Annotated in this window: 18 protein-coding genes; 3 read left to right on the forward strand and 15 right to left on the reverse strand. The window is 73.3% G+C overall.

Translation table 11 applies throughout. The features are described from left to right. Positions 1-2: 2 nt before the first annotated feature. The gene (locus ACFPL3_RS34535) at positions 3-698 is read right to left on the reverse strand and encodes a molybdopterin-dependent oxidoreductase (protein ID WP_343940994.1); all 696 of its coding nucleotides are present in this window, start codon (positions 696-698) and stop codon (positions 3-5) included. A 90-nt stretch (positions 699-788) separates the two neighbouring features. Between ACFPL3_RS34535 and ACFPL3_RS34540 the strand changes: the two genes are divergently transcribed. Beyond that, positions 789-1,337 carry a TetR/AcrR family transcriptional regulator gene (locus ACFPL3_RS34540; protein ID WP_343940993.1) on the forward strand — a complete coding sequence of 183 codons (549 nt, stop codon included), beginning with the start codon at positions 789-791 and terminating at the stop codon, positions 1,335-1,337. 15 nt (positions 1,338-1,352) lie between these two features. Here the strand turns inward: ACFPL3_RS34540 and ACFPL3_RS34545 are convergent, their stop codons facing one another. After that, the gene (locus ACFPL3_RS34545) at positions 1,353-2,033 is read right to left on the reverse strand and encodes a TetR/AcrR family transcriptional regulator (protein WP_343940992.1); all 681 of its coding nucleotides are present in this window, start codon (positions 2,031-2,033) and stop codon (positions 1,353-1,355) included. 81 nt (positions 2,034-2,114) lie between these two features. On the opposite strand from ACFPL3_RS34545, the gene ACFPL3_RS34550 reads away from it, so the two are divergent. Then, positions 2,115-3,005: an alpha/beta fold hydrolase gene (locus ACFPL3_RS34550; protein WP_343940991.1), complete on the forward strand. Its 891-nt coding sequence runs from the start codon at positions 2,115-2,117 to the stop codon at positions 3,003-3,005. Here ACFPL3_RS34550 and ACFPL3_RS34555 read toward each other — a convergent pair. From ACFPL3_RS34555 to mtnA, 7 genes are all read right to left on the reverse strand, one after another. Beyond that, positions 2,992-3,771: an alpha/beta fold hydrolase gene (locus ACFPL3_RS34555; RefSeq protein ID WP_343940990.1), complete on the reverse strand. Its 780-nt coding sequence runs from the start codon at positions 3,769-3,771 to the stop codon at positions 2,992-2,994. The genes ACFPL3_RS34550 and ACFPL3_RS34555 overlap by 14 nt on opposite strands. Before the next feature lie 25 nt (positions 3,772-3,796). Next, the gene (locus ACFPL3_RS34560) at positions 3,797-4,186 is read right to left on the reverse strand and encodes a hypothetical protein (RefSeq protein ID WP_343940989.1); all 390 of its coding nucleotides are present in this window, start codon (positions 4,184-4,186) and stop codon (positions 3,797-3,799) included. A gap of 203 nt (positions 4,187-4,389) precedes the next feature. Then, on the reverse strand, positions 4,390-5,646 hold the full coding sequence (gene mtnK / locus ACFPL3_RS34565) for an S-methyl-5-thioribose kinase (protein ID WP_343940988.1): 1,257 nt from the start codon (positions 5,644-5,646) through the stop codon (positions 4,390-4,392). Positions 5,647-5,656: 10 nt separating this feature from the next. Beyond that, positions 5,657-6,715 (reverse strand): ABC transporter permease, encoded by a 1,059-nt coding sequence (locus tag ACFPL3_RS34570; RefSeq protein WP_343940987.1) that lies wholly within the window; start codon positions 6,713-6,715, stop codon positions 5,657-5,659. 6 nt (positions 6,716-6,721) lie between these two features. After that, positions 6,722-8,257, reverse strand: coding sequence for a sugar ABC transporter ATP-binding protein (locus tag ACFPL3_RS34575; protein ID WP_343940986.1), 1,536 nt, complete (start codon positions 8,255-8,257; stop codon positions 6,722-6,724). Between the two features lie 16 nt (positions 8,258-8,273). After that, a complete protein-coding gene (locus ACFPL3_RS34580; RefSeq protein WP_343940985.1) occupies positions 8,274-9,398 on the reverse strand; it encodes a substrate-binding domain-containing protein in 1,125 nt (374 codons plus the stop codon). A 27-nt stretch (positions 9,399-9,425) separates the two neighbouring features. Continuing rightward, positions 9,426-10,463, reverse strand: coding sequence for an S-methyl-5-thioribose-1-phosphate isomerase (gene mtnA, locus ACFPL3_RS34585; RefSeq protein WP_343940984.1), 1,038 nt, complete (start codon positions 10,461-10,463; stop codon positions 9,426-9,428). A gap of 88 nt (positions 10,464-10,551) precedes the next feature. On the opposite strand from mtnA, the gene ACFPL3_RS34590 reads away from it, so the two are divergent. Continuing rightward, positions 10,552-11,280 (forward strand): GntR family transcriptional regulator, encoded by a 729-nt coding sequence (locus ACFPL3_RS34590; RefSeq protein WP_343940983.1) that lies wholly within the window; start codon positions 10,552-10,554, stop codon positions 11,278-11,280. 9 nt (positions 11,281-11,289) lie between these two features. On the opposite strand, the gene ACFPL3_RS34595 is transcribed toward ACFPL3_RS34590, so the two are convergent. The 6 genes from ACFPL3_RS34595 to ACFPL3_RS34620 all read right to left on the reverse strand — a co-directional run bounded on the left by ACFPL3_RS34595 (position 11,290) and on the right by ACFPL3_RS34620 (position 18,234). Next, positions 11,290-12,447 (reverse strand): amidohydrolase family protein, encoded by a 1,158-nt coding sequence (locus tag ACFPL3_RS34595; protein ID WP_343940982.1) that lies wholly within the window; start codon positions 12,445-12,447, stop codon positions 11,290-11,292. After that, positions 12,444-13,799 carry a glutamine synthetase family protein gene (locus ACFPL3_RS34600; protein ID WP_343940981.1) on the reverse strand — a complete coding sequence of 452 codons (1,356 nt, stop codon included), beginning with the start codon at positions 13,797-13,799 and terminating at the stop codon, positions 12,444-12,446. The genes ACFPL3_RS34595 and ACFPL3_RS34600 overlap by 4 nt, the downstream gene beginning before the upstream one ends. 67 nt (positions 13,800-13,866) lie before the next feature. After that, positions 13,867-14,703, reverse strand: a complete 837-nt coding sequence (locus ACFPL3_RS34605; RefSeq protein WP_343940980.1) for a carbohydrate ABC transporter permease — start codon at positions 14,701-14,703, stop codon at positions 13,867-13,869. Further along, entirely contained in the window at positions 14,700-15,686 is a 987-nt protein-coding gene (locus ACFPL3_RS34610; RefSeq protein ID WP_343940979.1) for a carbohydrate ABC transporter permease, read from the reverse strand. The genes ACFPL3_RS34605 and ACFPL3_RS34610 overlap by 4 nt, the downstream gene beginning before the upstream one ends. Before the next feature lie 2 nt (positions 15,687-15,688). Next, complete coding sequence (locus tag ACFPL3_RS34615) at positions 15,689-16,990, reverse strand: ABC transporter substrate-binding protein (protein ID WP_343940978.1); 1,302 nt, start codon at positions 16,988-16,990, stop codon at positions 15,689-15,691. After that, entirely contained in the window at positions 16,987-18,234 is a 1,248-nt protein-coding gene (locus ACFPL3_RS34620) for an aminotransferase class V-fold PLP-dependent enzyme (protein WP_343940977.1), read from the reverse strand. Before ACFPL3_RS34620 ends, ACFPL3_RS34615 begins: the two co-directional genes overlap by 4 nt. Positions 18,235-18,289: the final 55 nt, after the last annotated feature.

Genomic DNA, 18,289 nt, shown 5'->3' on the forward strand with positions numbered 1-18,289 from the left:
GGTCAGCGCGGCGGCGCAGGCGCGGCGGTCCGGCCCGCGCCGCGGGCACTGAGGGCCCGGATCGGCGCGATCAACGCCCGGTAGACGGGCCGCACGAGCCGGCCGGGCACGAGGCCGTGGCGCTCCTCCTCCCAGACGCGCCCGCGCGGGTGGGGGCGCAGCAGCGGGCCCTCGGTGCACGCCGGCGCGGCGGTCAGGACGTCGATCCCGCAGAGGTGCTTCACGCTGAAGTGCCCGTACTGGCGCGGGCTGACCAGCCGGACCGGCGCTCCGTGGTCGCCGTCCAGCGGCCGGCCGTCGAGGTGCTCGGCGAGCAGCACGTCGTCGGCCATCGCGTCCTCGACGGTCTGCACCGACCGCCACCCGTCGAGCCCGCGGCACACGACGTGGGTGATCGCCGTCCCCGGCGGCAGGGCCGGCTCGACGACCGCCCGGTAGAACGTCGCGAACGACACCCCTTCCCAGCGCAGGCCGGTGGCCGACCAGCCGGCGACGCAGTGGAAGTCGGCCGCGATCTCCGTGCGGGGGAGGCCGGGCAGCTGTGAGAGCGGGAATTCGACGGGCTCGCTCAGCGCCCCGCCCAGCTCGATGACCGGATGGGCGGGCACAGCGGGCGCGGGCCGGGCCAGGTGTGCGCCGAAGCGCGGGAACCCCTCGACCTGGCGTTGTCCCGGCGGCAGACCACGTTCTTCGTGCATCGCTTCCCCTCGATGTATACGGCACCGTATATATCGTGGAAACTAGCACTGCCGGAACGCGTGTCAAGCCGATCCGGGATACTCGATGCCATGCCGCCACCCGTCCGCACGCCCCGGAGTGCCTGGGTGGCCGCGGCGTTGCGGGCACTGGCCGCAGGCGGGCCCGACGCCGTGCGGGTGGAATCGCTCGCGCAGGCGATCGGCGTCACCAAGGGCGGCTTCTACGGGCACTTCGCCGACCGCAACGAGCTGCTGGCCGAGATGCTCGACACCTGGGAACGGCGGAGCACCGACGAGGTGCTCGAGCGCGTCGAACGCGAAGGCGGCGACCCGATGACCAAGGCGCGCCGGGCCGGCGTGCTCACCTTCGCCGACGACCTGCGCGAGATCGACCTCGCCGTCCGCGACTGGGCCCGCCGCGACGGCGCGGTGGCGGCCCGGCTCCGCCGCGTCGACAACCGGCGCATGGACTACCTGCGCGCGCAGTTCGGCACCTTCTGCACCGACGAGGACGAGCTCGAGGCCCGGTGCCTGATCGCCTTCGCGGTGGCGGTCGGCTCGCACTTCATCGCCGCGGACCACGGTGGACGCAGCCGGGCCGACGTGATGCAGTCGGTGGTGGAGCTGCTGCGGGCGTAGCGGCGTGCCGGGCCGCTACGGTTCGAGGAGGCCGGCCAGCATGCGCGGCAGGATCCGGTCGAGCAGGTCCTCCTCGGCGGCGGGCGGGGCCCCGGCGAGCGCCGCGGCGAGGTGCGGGTGGGTGCCCGCCGAGGTGACGGCCCCGAGGAACTCGCCCTGGGCGGCGCTCCACGCCGTGGCGGAGCCCCCGGCCTGGAGCTCGGTCCGCACGGCGAGCGCGACGATTCCGTTCAGCATCGCCACAGCCTCCAGCTTGACCGGGCCCGGCACGTCCAGCCCGGCCAGCGCGGCGAGAGCGTGTTCGAGCTGGTCGACCGCACGCGGGCCGATCCCGACGCGGCCGGGGACGAGGTCGAGCAGCCACGGGTGGCGGCGGTAGGCGGCGCGCACCTGGTGGGCGAGTGCAACGAGGTCGGCGCGCCAGTTCCCGGACGGCGGGCGGGACAGGTCGACCTCGCCCGCGACGGCGTCGGCCATGAGCTCCAGCAGCTCGTCGCGGGAATCGACGTAGCGGTACAGCGAGGCCGGCCCGGTGCCCAGTTCCGCGGCGATCCTGCGCATCGACACGGCGCCGAGACCGTGGGCGTCGGCGAGCGACACCGCCGCCGCCGTGATGCCGGCACGGTCGTGTTCGGGCACCGGGCCGCGCCCGGTGCGCTCCGGGCGCAGCCAGATGCTGCGCGGCCGATCCGTCACGTGCCCTCCCGTTCTTTGCGAACAGCGTACCCAGTGCCGTACGCTCGGGTCTGCGAACACTGATCGCACAAGGAGGACGGCATGGCCACCGGCTACGCGCACAACGGGGCGGTCCGGATCGCCTACGAGGACCTCGGCGGCACGGGCGGCCACCCGCTGCTGCTCGTGATGGGGCTCGGGGTCTCCCGGGCGTGGTGGCCGGCCGGTTTCGTGTCCGCGCTGGTGCGGGAGGGGTTCCACGTGGTCGCCTACGACCAGCGCGACGCGGGCGGGTCCACCCGGTTCCCCGACGCCGACCACGTCCACCCCTTCGCGGCGCTGTTCCGCGCCCGCCGAGCCCTCTACACGGCCGAGGACATGACCGACGACGCCGTGGCCGTGCTCGATGCGGTCGGGTGGCACTCCGCGCACGTGTTCGGGCACTCGATGGGTGGCCTCCTCGCACAGCGGATCGCGCTGCGCCACCCGCAGCGGGTCTGCAGCATCACGGTCTCGGGCGCCATGCCCAGCGACGCGACCGGCCTGGCGCAGCTGCGCCACATCCGGCTCCGGTTCGTGCTGCGGGCTTCACGGCTGCGGTTTCCCGAGGGACGGGACGGCGACGTCGCCGCCGGGCTCGCCCTCGCCCGGATGATCGCGTCGCCGGGCTACCCGTTCGAGGAGGACCAGGTGCGGGCCGCCGTGGACCGGGAGGTCACGAGCGGGGTGCGGGACGTGCGGGCCCAGAGCCGCCAGACCGGCGCCCCGTGGAGCGGCGGGCGACTCGCCGAGATCTCCGCGCCCACCCTCGTCGTGCACGGGGAGCAGGACCCGCTCCTGCGGACCTCGGCCGCGCGGGCGACGGCCGCCGCCGTGCCCGGTGCCCGCCTCCTGCTGCTACCCGGCGTCGGCCACGACCTGCCCCGAGCGCTCTGGCCGCGCCTCGCGGGCGAGGTGCGGGCGCTCGCCGGGCGGGCCGTCAGCCGGCCGTGAGGAACTCCCGCACCACGGCGCTCGCCTCGTCGCGGCACTCCTCGAAGTAGGCGTGCCGGGCGCCGGCGATCAGCTGCAGCCGGGCCCCGGGGATCCGGTCGGCCAGCAGCGGGGCGTTGGCCGTGGGGTTGAGGTCGTCCCGGTCGCCGTGCAGCACGAGCGTGGGTGCAGTGATCCGGGGCAGCTCCGCCCAGGCGTCGTGCCCGTTGCTCGCCAGCAGGTGCTGGTGGCGGGCCTGCCGGGACATCGTGGGGTCGCCGAGCGTCCAGTACGGCCCGGGGTGGCGTGCCGTCCACTCCGGCGAGTACATGAGGTCGAGCAGGGCGCGCCGGGCCGCCGCGGGGTCGGGGTCGGCCAGCGCCTTGCGCACGGCCGCGGAGCGCTCCACGGCGTGCGGCCCGCCGGGGGAGGTGCAGCCGAGCACGAGGCGCCGCACGCGGTGCGGGTGGCGGATGGCGATCCACTGCGCGACGCGACCGCCCATCGACGTGCCGTACACGTCGGCGCGGTCGATGCCGAGGTGGTCCAGGACGGCGATCGCGTCCTCCGCGAACCCCTGCGTGCTGTACGGGCCGGGCGGGGCGTCGCTGTCGCCCGTGCCGCGCCAGTCGAGGGTGACGACGCGGCGGAAGGCGTCGAAGTCGGCGCGGACCCGCGTCCACCACTCGTGCGAGCCCGCCTGGCCGCTGAGCAGCAGCAACGGCGCCTCCGCGCCGGAGGTCCGGACGGCGAGGTGCGCTCCGTCCGGGGCCGGTACGCGGGTCACGAACTGATCGTGCCGCAGGTCCCGCTCATGATTGCGAATTACCGCCGTGGCGCGCATCATCGAACACATGTTCGATCCCGCTGATCCTCAACTCGAGGACGCCTTCGACCGGGCGGCCATCGAACGTGACCTGCGCTGTGACGTGGAGGACCGCACCTGGGGCAACACCGCCCTGTCCGGGCTGTTCGCCCTGGAGATCGACACCGACACGTCGGTTCCGGCCGGGTTGTCGGATGCGCAGCTGATCGACGCGGACGTGGGGTTCGAACGGCTCGCCGGGTGGGCGCAGGCGCGGCAGGCGCGGTTGTTGGCCGAGTTCGCCCGCCGCCGCCCCGGCGACGACGCCACCCTGGTGGCCACCGGCAAACCGTGCGCCATGAGCAGCTTCGCCGTACCACAACCGATGTGCGAGCACCTCGCCCCGGCCGCCTCAGACGCCGGCACACCACCTCTGGTGCTCACACATCGACTGCAACCGATGTGCCGGTACCACAACCGATGTGCCAGCAACCCGGCGCAGCCGCCTCGAAGGCCCACACACCAGCTGGAACCGATTGCCGGCCACGCACCCGCACAAAGGGCCGATCACCTCATCGGGCTGGGTCGGCCCCGTCCGGCTCAGCCGCGCGTCGCCGTGGCCGCGAGCACCTCCCCGGCGATGTCCCCGGCCCGGCGGGGTGTGCTGTCGACCACGCGTTCGCGCACCCAGCGGCGCGCCGTCCGCAGCACGCCGCGGGCGGCGCCCTCACGCAGCGGCGGCGGGAGCGTCTCGATGTCGGTGGTCTTGGCCAGCCCGACGATGCGGCGGGTCATCTTCGCCGCCCCGAAGAGCCAGGCCTCGGACCGCCACGTCGCGAGCAGGTGTTCGCGCAGGTCGTCGCCGAACATGCGCGGGTCGGCACGCTCGTCGGCCCACGCGCCGCGGAACTCGGCCTCGAAGGCGTCCCAGGTGCGGGTGCACAGCCCCAATGCCCACGTGGCCCGCTCGTCGTCGCCGAGCGCGGTGGCGCGCGCGGCGGCGATCACGTAGTTGCCCCAGAGCGCGCCGAGGTCGAACGCCACCGGGCCGTAGAAGGCGAACTCGGAGTCGAACGCCTTCACCGAGTCTGCCGGGCCCTCCTCGCCGTCGGCGGCGCGCACCATCACCGACCCGGTGTGCAGGTCGCCGTGCAGGAGCGCCTCGGCCCGGGTCATGAACGCCCACTTCGCCTGCCCCATCGCGTCGACCATCGTGCGGTCGGCGGCGAGCTCGGCGGCGTCGCGCTCGTTCGCCGGCAGCACGCTGTTGCGCCCGGCGTCGACGTACGGCTCGGTGAACACGAGGTCCTCGGTGATGAGGCACAGCTCGGGGTTGACGGCGGCGGCGAGGGTGGCGGCGCGCTCGCCCGCGTCCATGCCGAGCACCGAGGTGCCGAACGCGATCCTCCCGACGAAGCGGCCCATCGCCTCGGCGGCGCCGTCGTGGCGCAGGCCGTCGTTCAGCGCGGTGCGCCACACGCGGTGATCGGACAGGTCCTCGATGGCGAGGACGTAGCGGTCGGGGTCGTAGTCGTACAGCTGCGGCACGAGGTCGGTGGCGAGCCGCCCGTGCAGGCGGAGGGCCTCGGCCTCGTGGCGGGCGCGGTCGGGGGTGAGCTGCCAGCTCGGGCCCACCAGCCGCACGTACGGCAGGGCCTGTTTGAGCACGAGACCGCGCCCCGCGCCGTCGGCGAGCACGAACACGAGGTTGAGGTTGCCGTCGCCGACCTCGCGCACGGAGCGCAGGTCGTCGGGGTCGACGCGCTCGGCGAGGGCGGGCCGGGACCGCAGGAACGCGGGCACGGTCTGCGGGGTGAGGATCTCGTAGGGGGCCTCGACAGCGGTGTCGGTCGTCATCGATCGCTCCTCAGATGACCGCGGCGGGCGTGTAGCGGGAGCGGCGCCGCGACAGCGTGAACGAGAACAGCAGGGCGAGCAGCAGGACGATCCCCTTGACGACGTCCTGGCCGTAGTAGGGGAACCCGGCGATGGTGAGGCCGGTGATGAGGATGCCGACGAGGACGGCGCCGAGGATCGTGCCCCAGGCGTTCGGGCGGCCCATGCCCAGCACCGACGTGCCGACCAGCGCGACGGCGACCGCGTCGAGCAGCAGGGAGTTGCCTGCGCTGATGTCGCCCTGGCCGATGCGCGCGGACAGGATGAGCCCGCCGATCGCGGCGAACACCCCGGACAGGACGTAGGCGAGCGCGCGGTAGCGGCCCACCCGGACACCGGCGAGCCGGGACGCCTCCGGGTTGGCGCCCACGGCGTACATCAGGCGTCCCCAGCGGGTGCGGTTGAGGAAGAACCAGGTGGCGACGGAGATCAGCCCGACGATGAGGACCGGCAGCGGGATCGGGCCGACGAAGGCGCGGTCGATGGCGAGGAAGTCGGGGGTGAACCGGCCGGGCGCCACGCTCCCGTCGCGCAGGACCATGCCCGACGACACCGACTGGCCGTCGACGGGCACGAGCTTCAGTCCCATGACGACGAACATCGTGGCCAGCGTGGCGAGCAGGTCGGGGATCCTCAGGACGACGATGAGGAGCGCGTTGACCGCACCGATGAGGGCTCCTGCGAGCAGCACGAGCGCGATCGCCACGCCCCCGACCTGCGCGTAGATCACCATGGTCATCGCGGAGATCGTGACCGCCATCCCGGCGACGGCGCCGACGGACAGGTCGAGCCCGCCCACCACCATCGTCAGCGTCACCCCGAGCCCGACGACGGCCACCACGGAGGCGAACTTCAGCATCGAGAACAGGGTGCTCGGCTGCCGGAAGGTCTCCTCGGTGACGGCGAAGAAGACGAACAGCGCCACCGTGATGGCGATGAACCCGTACCGGACGGCGAGCTCGCGCACGCCGGGGCGGGGTTCGGCCGGGGCCGCCGCGGCGGCCGCCTGTTCTGCCTCGGTCTTCGGCATCGCCACTCAGGCCACCCCTTCTCCGTGCGGTTCGGCGCGGGTGAGCGCCGCCATCTGCGCGACGATCCGGTCGCGGGTCACGTCGACGCTGCGCGCGTCGAGGCGGGGGACGCCCTCGACCAGCACGACCACGCGGTCGGCCACCTCGAGCACCTCGTCGACGTCCGAGGCGAGCACGAGCACGGCCGACCCCTCGGCGGCCAGCTCGCGCAGCCGGTGGGAGAGGTCGTGGCGGGCGCCGATGTCGATGCCGCGGAACGGCTCGTCGAGCACCATCACCCGCGGCTGCCCGCGCAGCCACCGCCCCACCACGACCTTCTGCTGGTTCCCGCCGGACAGGGCGTCCACGGGCTGGGTCTCCGAGGACGCCACGACGTCGAACCGCTCGACGACGGCCCGCCCGTCGGCCCGTTCCTTCCCGCGACGCAGGACGCCGCGGGGCGAGAGCGCCCGCAGGAACGGCAGCGACGCGGTGCGCGCGATCGACCAGCCGGGCAGCATCGCCTGCGCCGCGCGGTCCTCGGGCACCAGGTAGACCTCCCGCGCCACCGCGTCCGCGGGGGACGCCGGGGCGTACGGCTCACCGGCGAGGCGCATCGTCCCGGCCGCGAACGGCTGCGCGCCGAAGACGCCGAGCGCGAGCTCGCTCTTGCCGGCCCCGAGCAGGCCGACGACGCCGGTGACCTCGCCGCGGCGCAGCGTGAGGTCGAACGGCGCGGAGCCGGGGAACAGCTGCGCCCCGCGCAGCTGCAGCACGTCCTCGTCGCCGCGCCGGTCGTGGATCTCGACGAGCTCCTGCGCGCCCCGCTCGCCGAGCATGTCGCGCACCGCGGCCGGCCAGTCGAACGGCTTGGCCTGCTCGGAGCGGATGCTCCCATCGCGCAGCACGGCGATCCGGTCGGCGAGCCGGTCGATCTCCCCGATGCGGTGGGAGACGTACAGGACGGCGACGCCGCTGCGGCGCATGTCGTCGACGACACCGAAGAGCCGGTCGGTCTCGGCGGCCGACAGCGCGGATGTCGGTTCGTCGAGCACGAGCAGCCGCGGCCGCCGCGACAGCGCCCGCGCGAGCAGCACGAGCTGCTGGTCGGCGATCCCGAGCTCGTGGATGTCGCGGCGCAGCGTCGCGTCGCTCCAGTCGAGCCCGAGGCCCGCCGCGACCTCGCGGGCCGCGGGGAGCAACCTGCGCAGCGAGCCGACCGCAGGCAGCTCGGACTGCGCGATGCGCTCGAACAACAGGTTCTCCGCCACCGACAGACCGGGGACGACGCCCTCGTCGATCCGCTGGTGCACGGTCTCGATGCCGAGCCTGCGGGCGGCCAGGGGACCGTCGGCGGCCGACAGCGGCGTGCCACCCACGCTGATCCGGCCGTGCTGCAGGGGGTGCACCCCGGCCAGCACCTTGATCAGCGTCGACTTGCCCGCGCCGTTGGCACCCATCAGCGCGAGCACCTCGCCCGCGTCCCACCCGATGCTGACCCCACGCAGCACCGGGTTGCCGCCGAACGCGTGCCGCACGTCGTGCAGCTCGACCGTCGCCACCACTGCGCCGCGGCCGCTAGAAGTTGACGACGGGGATCCAGTCCGCCGTCGCGACGTCCGTCATGTTCAGCTCCGGGAGCACCTCGCGCAGCTGCGCGAGGTTCGCGATGCCCTTCTCGCGCAGGAGGTCCTGCGTCACGAGCGTCCCGGGGAACACCACCTCCTTGGTGCCGAGCCGGCCGGCGAGCTCGAGCGCGGTCACGCGGACCACGGCGGCGCCGATGGCGTTGGGGTCGGTGGTGGCGGTGGCGACCCACGGGCTGCCCTCGGCCGTCATGACCTCGATGTCGGCGGTGGAGATGTCCACGCCGTAGACGCGGATGTCGGCCTCGCGCCCGTTCTGCTGCACCGCGGAGACCGTTCCCTTGGTCAGCTCGTCGTAGGGCGCGAAGATGCCCGCGACGTCGGGGTTCGCCTTCAGTGCGGCGTCGACCAGCTGCGCGTTGTCGGTGGCCACCGAGTTGGTGAACTCACCGACGAAGAACTTCTGGTCCCAGCCGTTCTGCGCGCGCACCTGCTCCCAGACGGCGTGCCTGCGGTCGAGCGGCGCGATCCCGAGCACGTTGACGTACCCCACCGGCTTCCCCGGCCCGAGGTCCTCGGTCATCTTGCCGAGGATCAGGCTCGCGAGGTTCGCGTCGTCCTGGGCGGTCTCGACGGCGTCCGGGGCGCACTCGGTGATCTCGACGTCGTAGATGACGACGGGGAGCCCGGCGGCCAGCCCGTCGTTGATGAGCGGGCACATGGTGTCGGACTGCCCGTGGTCCACGATGATCGCGTCGACACCCGAGCCGATCGCGGTCTGCATGTCCGTGGCCTGGCGCGCGTTGTCGGCCTGCGCGTCGTAGACCTGCAGCTCGATGCCGAGCGCGGCCGCCTGCTGGCGGGCCCCGTTGGTCCACTGCTGGAAGTAGTCGCCCGCCCCGCTGTTCTGCACGAGCGCGACGCGCACGGGTTCGTCGCCCGCGAACGGGGCGGGGGCCTCGCCGGTGGCCTCCTGCACGGTGGCCGTCTCCGGTGCCGCGGCCTGCCCGCCGCCCGGGCCGAGGTCCTGGGAGCAGCCGGCGAGCAGCAGGGCGGAGCCCAGCAGGGCGGCAGCGCCTCGCACCGTGGTCCGGAGGCGCGTCACAGGTGTCGTCATTGACATCTCCTTCGTCGGAGGCGCTGGTCAGAGGGGCTGCTGGACCGCCGTCATGTCAGGGCGGAGCTTCGGCTCGGCGACGCCGCGTTCGGTGACGATCGCGTCGACGAGGCGGGCGGGCGTGACGTCGAACGCCGGGTTGAACACCCGGCTGCCTGCGGGCGCGACGGGCACCCCGCCGATCGCGACGACCTCGTCGGGAGCGCGTTCCTCGATCGTGATGCCCGCCCCGTCCGGTGTCGCCAGGTCGACCGTGGACCACGGCGCGGCCACGACGAACGGGATGCCCGCGTCGGCGCACGCCAGCGCGAGCCCGACGGAGCCGACCTTGTTGGCGGTGTCGCCGTTGGCCGCGATGCGGTCGGCGCCGATCACGACGGCGTCCACCAGCCCACGCAGGATGGCGCCCGCCGCCGCGCTGTCGACCTGCACGACGTGGTCGATGCCGTCGGCTCGCAGCTCCCAGGCGGTGAGCCGCGAGCCCTGCAGCAGCGGCCGGGTCTCGTCGACGTGCACGAGCTCGATCCGTCCGCGCGCGTGCAGCTCGCGGATGACGCCGAGGGCGGTGCCCCACGCGGTGGTGGCGAGCGTCCCGGTGTTGCAGTGGGTGAGCACCCGCAGCGGGCGGTCGGGGCAGCGCCGGAGCAGCCAGTCGGCCCCGTGGGCGGACAGCGCCCGGTTGGCGGCCTCGTCCTCGTCGAACACGCGCCGGGCCTCGGCGAGCACCGCCTCCGGCCCGTCGGGCAGGAACGCCAGTACGCGGTCGACGGCCCAGGCGAGGTTCACCGCGGTCGGGCGGGCCTCGCGCAGCCGGGTGATCTCGTGGCGCAGGCGGGCGTCGTCCCAGCCCTCCCGCGCGCCCTGGGCGAGCGCGACCGCGACGCCGAGCGCCCCGACCGCACCGAGGGCGGGGGCGCCGCGGACGGCCAGGCGGCTGATCGCGTCGACGAGCGTGTCGACGTCGGCCGCGGTGAGGTGGACCTCCTCGGCCGGCAGGCGGGTCTGGTCGAGCAGCCGCACCGCCGGGACCGGCTCGTCGAGCCACTCCACCGTCCTGACGGCCACGCGGCCTCCCGAGCTGTCAGTCGTCCTACGACTGCCGCGCACGCTATGGAGATGTAGGACGACTGTCAACCGCCGCTACGCTGTGGCCGTGTCGACGTCGTTGGGTTCCCGCACCTCGCTGGCGCGCCGGCTCGCCGAGGACGTGCGGGCCCGGATCATGTCGGGGGAGTACGCGCCGGGGGAGCGGCTGCCCAGCGAGGCCGAGCTCGTGCGCCGGTACGAGGTCTCCCGGGTCACGGTCCGCACGGCGCTGCGCACGCTGGAGGCGCAGGGGCTCGTCGACATCCGCCACGGCACCGGTTCGTTCGTCAGCGACTTCGGCACCGGGATCCGTGCCGGGCTGCAGGAGCTGCGCTCGATCAGCGAGACCATCCGCGAGATGGGCCACGAGCCGGGGATGGAGCGCCACTCGCGGGCGCGGCGACCGGCGACCGCGGTGGAGGCGGCGAAGCTCGGCATCCCGGAGGGCGCCGAGGTGCTCGCCGTCGAGCGGATGATCCTCGCCGACGGGGAAGCGGTGGCGTACTCCTACGACGTGGTGCCGCTGCAGGGGTTCCCGGCCGGGCTGGTCGACGAGCTCGGGACGGGGAGCCTGTTCGCCACGCTCTCCACTGCGGGTCTGCTGCCGAGCCGCGCGCTCGCCGAGGTGCACGCCATCAGCGACGAGACGATCGGGTGGGGCCCGCAGAAGCCGGTGCCGGGTCTCTACGTCCTGCTCGACCAGGTGCACTTCAGCCGGCGCGGCAGCGCGGTCGCCCACAGCCGCACCTACTTCGTCGAGGGGCGGTTCCAGTTCGTCGTGCTGCGCTCCAACTGAGGGCCCCGGTCACGACCTCGCAAGGGGGTCGAGCCCGTACACCCTGCGCGCGTTGTCCCGGCCGACCATGTCGACCACGCGCAGGGCGTCGGCGGCCGACCATTCGCCCTCGGCCACCCAGCCGTCGAGCACGCGGGTGACCGCGCGCCGCCACAGCACGGCGCCCAGGTGGTGCAGCTCGGGCAGGCCCCAGGCGTCGGAGGAGTACAGCTGTTTCGCGAACGGGGCCAGCTCGAACGACTCCGCCACCACCTGCGTGGCGCGCGTCCCGAGGTGGTTGAGCGCGAGCCCGACGTCGAAGTGGACGTTCGGGAACGCCTGCGCGAGGTAGCCGCCCTCGCGGTGGAAGGGGTAGCAGTGCAGCAAGACGACCGGCACGTCGGCCACCGCCGGTGTGCGCAGGAAGTCCAGCAGGTGGATAGGGTTCGCGCGGTGCAGGTCGAGGTCGCGGTCGCCGAAGCCGGTGTGGATCTGGATCGGCAGCCCCCGCTGCACGGCGGCGTGCAGGCCGTGGCGCAGCAGGACCGGGTCGACGAGCCGGATGCCCTCGCCCGTGTGCGCGAGGTCGTCCACCCAGCGCCGGGACGCGTCGGCAACCGCGTGCGGGGCGGGAGGCGACAGGTCGATGTCGAGGCCGGCGCGGTAGGCGAGGATCGACTTGACGGCCACGGCGTCGCGCGTGGCCCGCTCCAGCCGCTCGCCGTACTCGTCGGCGTAGTCGACACCGGCCACGCCGTCGGCGGCGAGCCCCTCGGCGAGGGACTCCAGCCGGACGACCAGGTGGCCGCGGGCGCCGGACGCGGCGGCCATGCCGTGGACGTCGAGGATCGAGCCGGCGCCGTAGCCCGTGTCGACGACCCAGTCCGACACGCCGGCGGCCCGCAGGAACCGTTCGGTCACCTCGGACACGCCGAGCTCCGCGCGCCGCGCCCAGTACTCGTCGGCGGGTGCGTGCGGCGGGAGGTCCAGCAGCGGTGCGCAGAAGCGGCGGATCGCGAACCCGAGCTGGGAGTCGAACTGCGTCATCCAGGGTGGGACGGGGTCGGGCGAGCCCTCGTTGAGGTGCGTCTCGAACGCCGCCCGGGTGAGCGGTGTGATGAACGCCCCGTGCACGTGGTGGTCGACCAGCTGCAGCTGGTCGACGTGCTCGGCGAGGGCGGTCGTCACGCTGACCAGGCGTACCGCAGCGTCTCGGCCACCTCCGCGGCGTCCTGCCCGCCGTAGGTGTCGAGCTCGTACCGGCGCACCGCGAGGAGCGCCTCGAGGGTCTCCTCGCCGACGAGGCGCCGGGCCAGGTCCGAGCCCTCCAGCGCGTCGAGCGCGGACCGCTGGTCGGCCGGGAGGCGCACGGTGGCGGTGCGGGCCGCGTCCTCGGGGCTGAGCGCGTCCGGCGCGACGGTGACCTCCGGCGGCAGCGTCGCACCCCGGTCGAGGCCGTCGGCGGCGAGCCCGAGGAACACCGCGGTGGCGAGGTAGGGGTTGACCGACGGGTCGATGCACTTGAGCTCGACGCTGGCGCCGTGCGGGTTGCCGCGCGTGTCGGCGCACAGCCGCACCGCCGCCTCCCGGTTCTCCCGTCCCCAGCAGGCGTAGGCGCCGGACCAGTGGCCGGGCTGCAGCCGGTGCGGCGACAGCACCGACCCCGCGAACACGGCCGTCAGCTCCGGCAGCCCGGCGATCAGCCCACCGATGGCGGCGGCGCCGTCGGCGGTGAGCCCGTGCGGCCCGTCGCCCCCGGAGAACAGCGGCGCCCCGGCCCGGGACAGCGAGAGGTGCTGGTGGGCGCCGTTCCCGCTGCCGCCCGCGAACGGCAGCGGCGAGAACGACACGGCGACGTCGTGGCGGCGGGCCACCCGGCAGGCGATCAGCCGGGCCAGCACGACGTGGTCGGCGGCCGTGAGCGGGTCGGTCGGGCCGATCGAGAACTCGAGCTGGCCGTCGCCGTACTCGGCGTGGATCTGCTCCACCGGCAGCCCCGCCCGGTCGGCGGCGGCGAGGAGGTCGAGCACGTACCTCTCGACGTCCAGCAGCGCGCCGAGCCCGTAGGCGTTCCACCCCGGGCCACCTCGGGGCGTGAGCACCATCTCCACCTCGCACCCGACGCGGGCCTCGAGGCCCCGTTGCGCGAGTTCCGCCACCGTCCGGCGCAGGAGCCCCCGCGTGCAGACCGGGGCCGGGGCCCCGTCCTGCTCGAACATCTCCGCGGGCGCCCAGGCCACCCCGTCGCCGAGCAGGCGCAGGGCGGCGAGGTCGGCGCGCAGCCGCAGGTCGCCGACCACGCCGAACCGCGGGGTGAACGCGATGGCGTTGTCGACGCAGAACACGTTCCAGCTCGGTGAGGCGCCCATCCCCGCGGTGTGGAACGCGCCGACCCGGCGGGCCGGGACGTGTTTGGCCCGGACCACCCCGGCCGGGTCGACGACGGACCCGGAGACCATCCGGACCCCGGCGTCCTCCAGGCGGGCCGCCACCGTGGTCAGCTCCTCGGCGGCGAGGACCGGCATCGGGTACGTGGTCACGAATGCGCAGGCTACCGCTCCGAATTGCACGTCGGACCGATTTCGCCGCGGCCGTGGCGGCGGGTCGTCAGCCCTTGACCGCGCCCGCGGTGAGCCCCTGCACGATGTGCCGGCTGGCGAACGCGAACAGCACCATCGTCGGCAGGATGGTGAGCACGGCCGCCGCCGACATCGAGCCCCAGTCGATGTTGAAGCTGGAGATGAAGCCGTTGAGCGCGGTGGGGATGGTCTTGTTCGCGTCGCTGTTCATCAGCGTCACCGACAGGAACAGCTCGTTCCAGCAGTTCACGAAGTTGAAGATGAACGCCGCCACGATGCCGGGGCGCATCACGGGCAGCAGCACCCGGAACAGCGCCCCGAACCGGGAGAGCCCGTCGATCATCGCCGCTTCCTCGAGGGCCTCGGGGATGTTGGCGAAGAAGCCGCGCAGCATCACCGTGCAGAACGGGATGCACACGGCGATGTAGACCAGGACGAGCCCGAACCGGTTGTCCACCAGGTTCAGGTCGGTCATCAGCAGGTAGAGCGGCCCGAGCGCGATGAACGCCGGGATCATCTGGGTGACCAGCGCGGCCATCAGCAGCGCCGACTTCGTGCGGAACTCGAAGCGGGCCAGCACGTACCCGGACAGCATCGAGATCACGGTGGCGGCCGCGGCGGCCAGCGTGGAGATGACGAGGCTGTTGGCCAGGTAGATCCCGAAGTCGGCCTTGTCGAACAGGCCCCGGTAGTTCTCCAGGGAGAACGTCTCGGGCCAGTAGGCGATGGGCCACGCGAAGACGTCGCCGGGTGCCTTGATCGAGGTCACCGCGATCCAGTAGAGCGGGAACACGGTGAACAGCAGCCACAGCCCCAGGAACACGAACTTCGTGGTGCGCCCGGCGGCGGTCTCCTTGCCGATCACGAGCCGATCACGCCCTTCACCTCTCTCCGCTCGCGCGTGGCCAGCAGGAAGAAGATCGCGAACAGCAGCAGCCCGGCGACGATGAGCAGCCCGAGCGCCGAGGCCCGGCCGTAGTCGCCCTGCTGCGTGGTCTGGATCATCCACGTGGTCACGATGTGCGTCTGGTTGTTCGGACCGCCCCCGGTCATGCCGAAGATCAGGTCGGGGAAGTTGAAGGTCCAGATCACCCGCAGCAGCACGGTCAGGACGAGCGTGGTGCGGATGAAGGGGATGGTGATCTGGAACAGCGTGCGCGCCTTGCCCGCCCCGTCGAGGGCCGCGGCCTCGTACAGCTCGTCGGGGATGGACTGCAGCGCGGCCAGGATCATGATCGCGAAGAACGTGACGCCGTACCAGATGTTCGCGATCACGACGGCGGTCAGGGCCGTGTCGGGCGAGGCCAGCCAGGGGATCGGGGTGTCGATCAGGCCGGCCTTCTGCAGCAGGTCGTTGACCGCCCCGAACTCGCTGTTGAACAGCCAGCGGAAGAGGATGCCGATGAGGAAGCCGGAGACCGCCCACGGGAAGAAGATCAACGCCTGGTAGAGGCCGCGGAAGCGGAACTTCCGGCGCAGCCACAGCGCGAGCGCGAAACCGATCACCAACTGCGGGACGATCGAGCCGACCACCCACACGACGGTGTTGACCAGCACCCTGCCCCAGGCGGGGTCGGCGAAGACGTCGCGGAAGTTCTGCAGGCCCACCCACGCGGTGTCGGTGAGGTCGGTCAGCTTCCAGTTGCGGAACGCCATCTGGCTGCCCGCGATCACCGGGTAGTAGGTGAAGATCGCGACGAAGATCGCGGCCGGGGCCAGGTAGGCGGCGATGACGAGGCCGCGGCCCGTGGTGAACTCGCGCTTGCGGCGCGTCCCGCCCGGCGGCGGGGCGGCTCCCGTGGGGGAGCGGCGCCCCGCCGCGCGTTCGGTCGTCGCCGGGGTGGGCACGCCTACTTCCCCTGCTGCCACTTCTGGGTCCAGAACGCGTCCCACTCGGCCAGCAGCTGGGCGGGCGTCATGGTGCCGAGCAGCACCTGCTGCACGTCGGCGTCGGCCTTCTGCTCCCACTCGGTCCACCAGGCGACGCCCCGGGGCTGGGTGATGTTGAGGTAGGTCTGCGGGTTCTCGGTCATCGTCACGTAGCTGGCCCACGGACCGGTCTTGTAGAACTCGTCCTCGCCGGCCGCCCGCTGCGTCGGCACCAGGCTGTTGCCCTTGGCGAAGGCCGCCGCGGCGTCACCACCGGCCAGGAACTTGACCAGCTCCACGGCCTCGGGCTTGTGCGAGCTCGACGCCGCGACGCCCCAGCCCGCGCTGGCCAGCGGCTGCACGGTCTTGCCGCTCGGCCCGGTGGGCAGCGGGGCCGTGGTCCACTGGTCCTGCGAGATCGCCTGCGACTCGCGAACCGTGGCGATCACCTCGGGGTCCTGCAGCAGGAACGCGGTGGAGCCGTTGGCGAAGGCCTCCACCATCTCGGGGTAGCCCCAGGACACCGACGACTCCGCGGACGCCGTGCGGAACAGCTGGAAGTAGGTCTCGACGGCCTGCTGCGCCTCGGGCGCCGCGAAGATGCTGGTCCCGTCCTCCAGCTGGAAGCCGTTGGCGGGGTCGATCCGGTCGGCGACGTAGGCCGAGATCGCGGCGGTGACGTTGCTGTTGGCGTTCTTGCCGCCCCGGAAGGCGTAGCCGTAGCGGCGCTGTGCCGGGTCGTTGATCGCCGCGGCCTGCTGCAGCAGCTCGTCCCAGTTGGTGGGCGGGGCGCTGAAGCCGGCCTGTGCGACCAGGTCGGTGCGGTAGAACAGGCTGAGCCCGTAGAAGCCGTACGGCACGTAGAAGGTGCGGCCCTGGCCGTCCTGGGCGGCGTCGACCGCGTTCTCGGTCATGGCCTGCCAGCCGTCCCAGCTCTCGAGGTCGGCCTTCATGTCGTGCAGCCAGCCGTTGGTCGAGAAGGGGCCGACGGTGATGTCGCGGACCTCGAGCACGTCGATGCCGCTGCCCGACATGAGCATCTGCTGCAGCTTCTCGTCGGCCTGCTCGGTGGGCGGCGACACCAGGTTCACGTCGATGTCCGGGTGCTGCTGCTCGAAGTCCTCGATGAGGCCCTCCAGCAGTTCCGTGCGGGACGGGTTGGTGAGGCTCTCCACCATGGTGAGCGTGACCGTCCCGCTGTCCCCGCCGCTGAACGCGGAACAGGCGGGGAGGAGCATCGCGGCGGCCACGCCGAGCGCGAGCGCTGCCTTCGTTCTTCTCATGGGCTGACCTTCTCCACTGGTTGTGCGTCCGTGCGTGCCCACTCGGCGAGGACGGGGACGCACGCGTCGGCGAAGTGCTCGTAGTCGGCGGCGGTGTTGTAGACGTGGGCGGACAGGCGCATGTACGCGGTGCCGTCGAAGCTGGTGAAGGCCGCCTCGACGCCCAGCTCCCTGGCTGCCCGGTCGCGCAGCCGGTCGGCGGCCTCGCGGTGGTCGGCCAGGCCCTCGGGCAGCCGCACCAGCCGCATCCCCGGCACCGGCATGCCGACGTCGACCGGGCTCGCGTTCCCGGTGATCTCGGCGAAGGCGGCGCCGACGACCTGCTCGGCGTAGTCGGCGAGGTCGCTCATGTAGCGGCGGGCGGTGTCCCAGCCCCAGGTGCGCTCGATGAGGTCGAGGGACGCGGGCGCGGCCAGGTAGCTGGTGGCGTCGATGGTGCCCTGGTGGTCGAACCGGTCGGGGAACGGCTCGGCCGCCCCCCAGGAGTCGATCAGCGGGTGGAGCTGCTCGCGCAGCGGACCGCGCGCCACGAGGACGGCGGTGCCGCGGGGCGCGCAGCCCCACTTGTGCAGGTTGCCCACCCAGAAGTCGCAGGTCAGCCCGGCCAGCGGCGTGGCGAGGATGCCGGGCGCGTGCGCGCCGTCGACGAGCATCGGGATCTCGCGCCTGCGGGCCTCCGCACCGATGCGCTCCACCGGCATCAACCGGGCGGTCGGCGAGGTGACGTGGTCGAGCACGATGAGGTCCGTGGCGTCGCCGACCTGGGCGAGCACCGCCTCGGCGGCCTCCTCCTCGCCGGCGTCCAGCGGCACGCGGGCGGTGCGCACCCGGCCGCCCCAGCGGCGCGCCAGGCGCTCGGCGCTCATGGTCACCGCGCCGTAGCCGTGGTCGGTCACGACGATCTCGCCGCCCCGGCGGCGGGTGAGCGCGGCGTGGACAACGGTGACGCCGGCGCTGGCGTTGGGCACCAGCGCGAGGTCGCCCGTCGCCACCCCGAGGAAGGCGGCGATCTCGGCGCGCGCGGCGGCGATCCGTTCCGGCAGCTCCGGGAACCAGATGATCGGGGCGCGGTCCATCTCCGCGCGCAGCTGGTTCTGCAGCTCCTGCACCGACAGCGGCACGGCGCCGAACGAGCCGTGGTTCAGGTGCGTCATGGTGGGGTCGAGCGACCACGCCTCGGCGGCCGGCCTGCCATCGGCCAGCCGCAGCGGCCCCGGGGCGGTGACGACCTCGGTCTTGCTCACATGACTCCCATGCCTCGATGTCATCGGACACCAGACCCGGCATGTCCGATGACTC

This window comes from Pseudonocardia zijingensis (assembly GCF_042657305.1).
Taxonomy (GTDB): domain Bacteria; phylum Actinomycetota; class Actinomycetes; order Mycobacteriales; family Pseudonocardiaceae; genus Pseudonocardia; species Pseudonocardia zijingensis.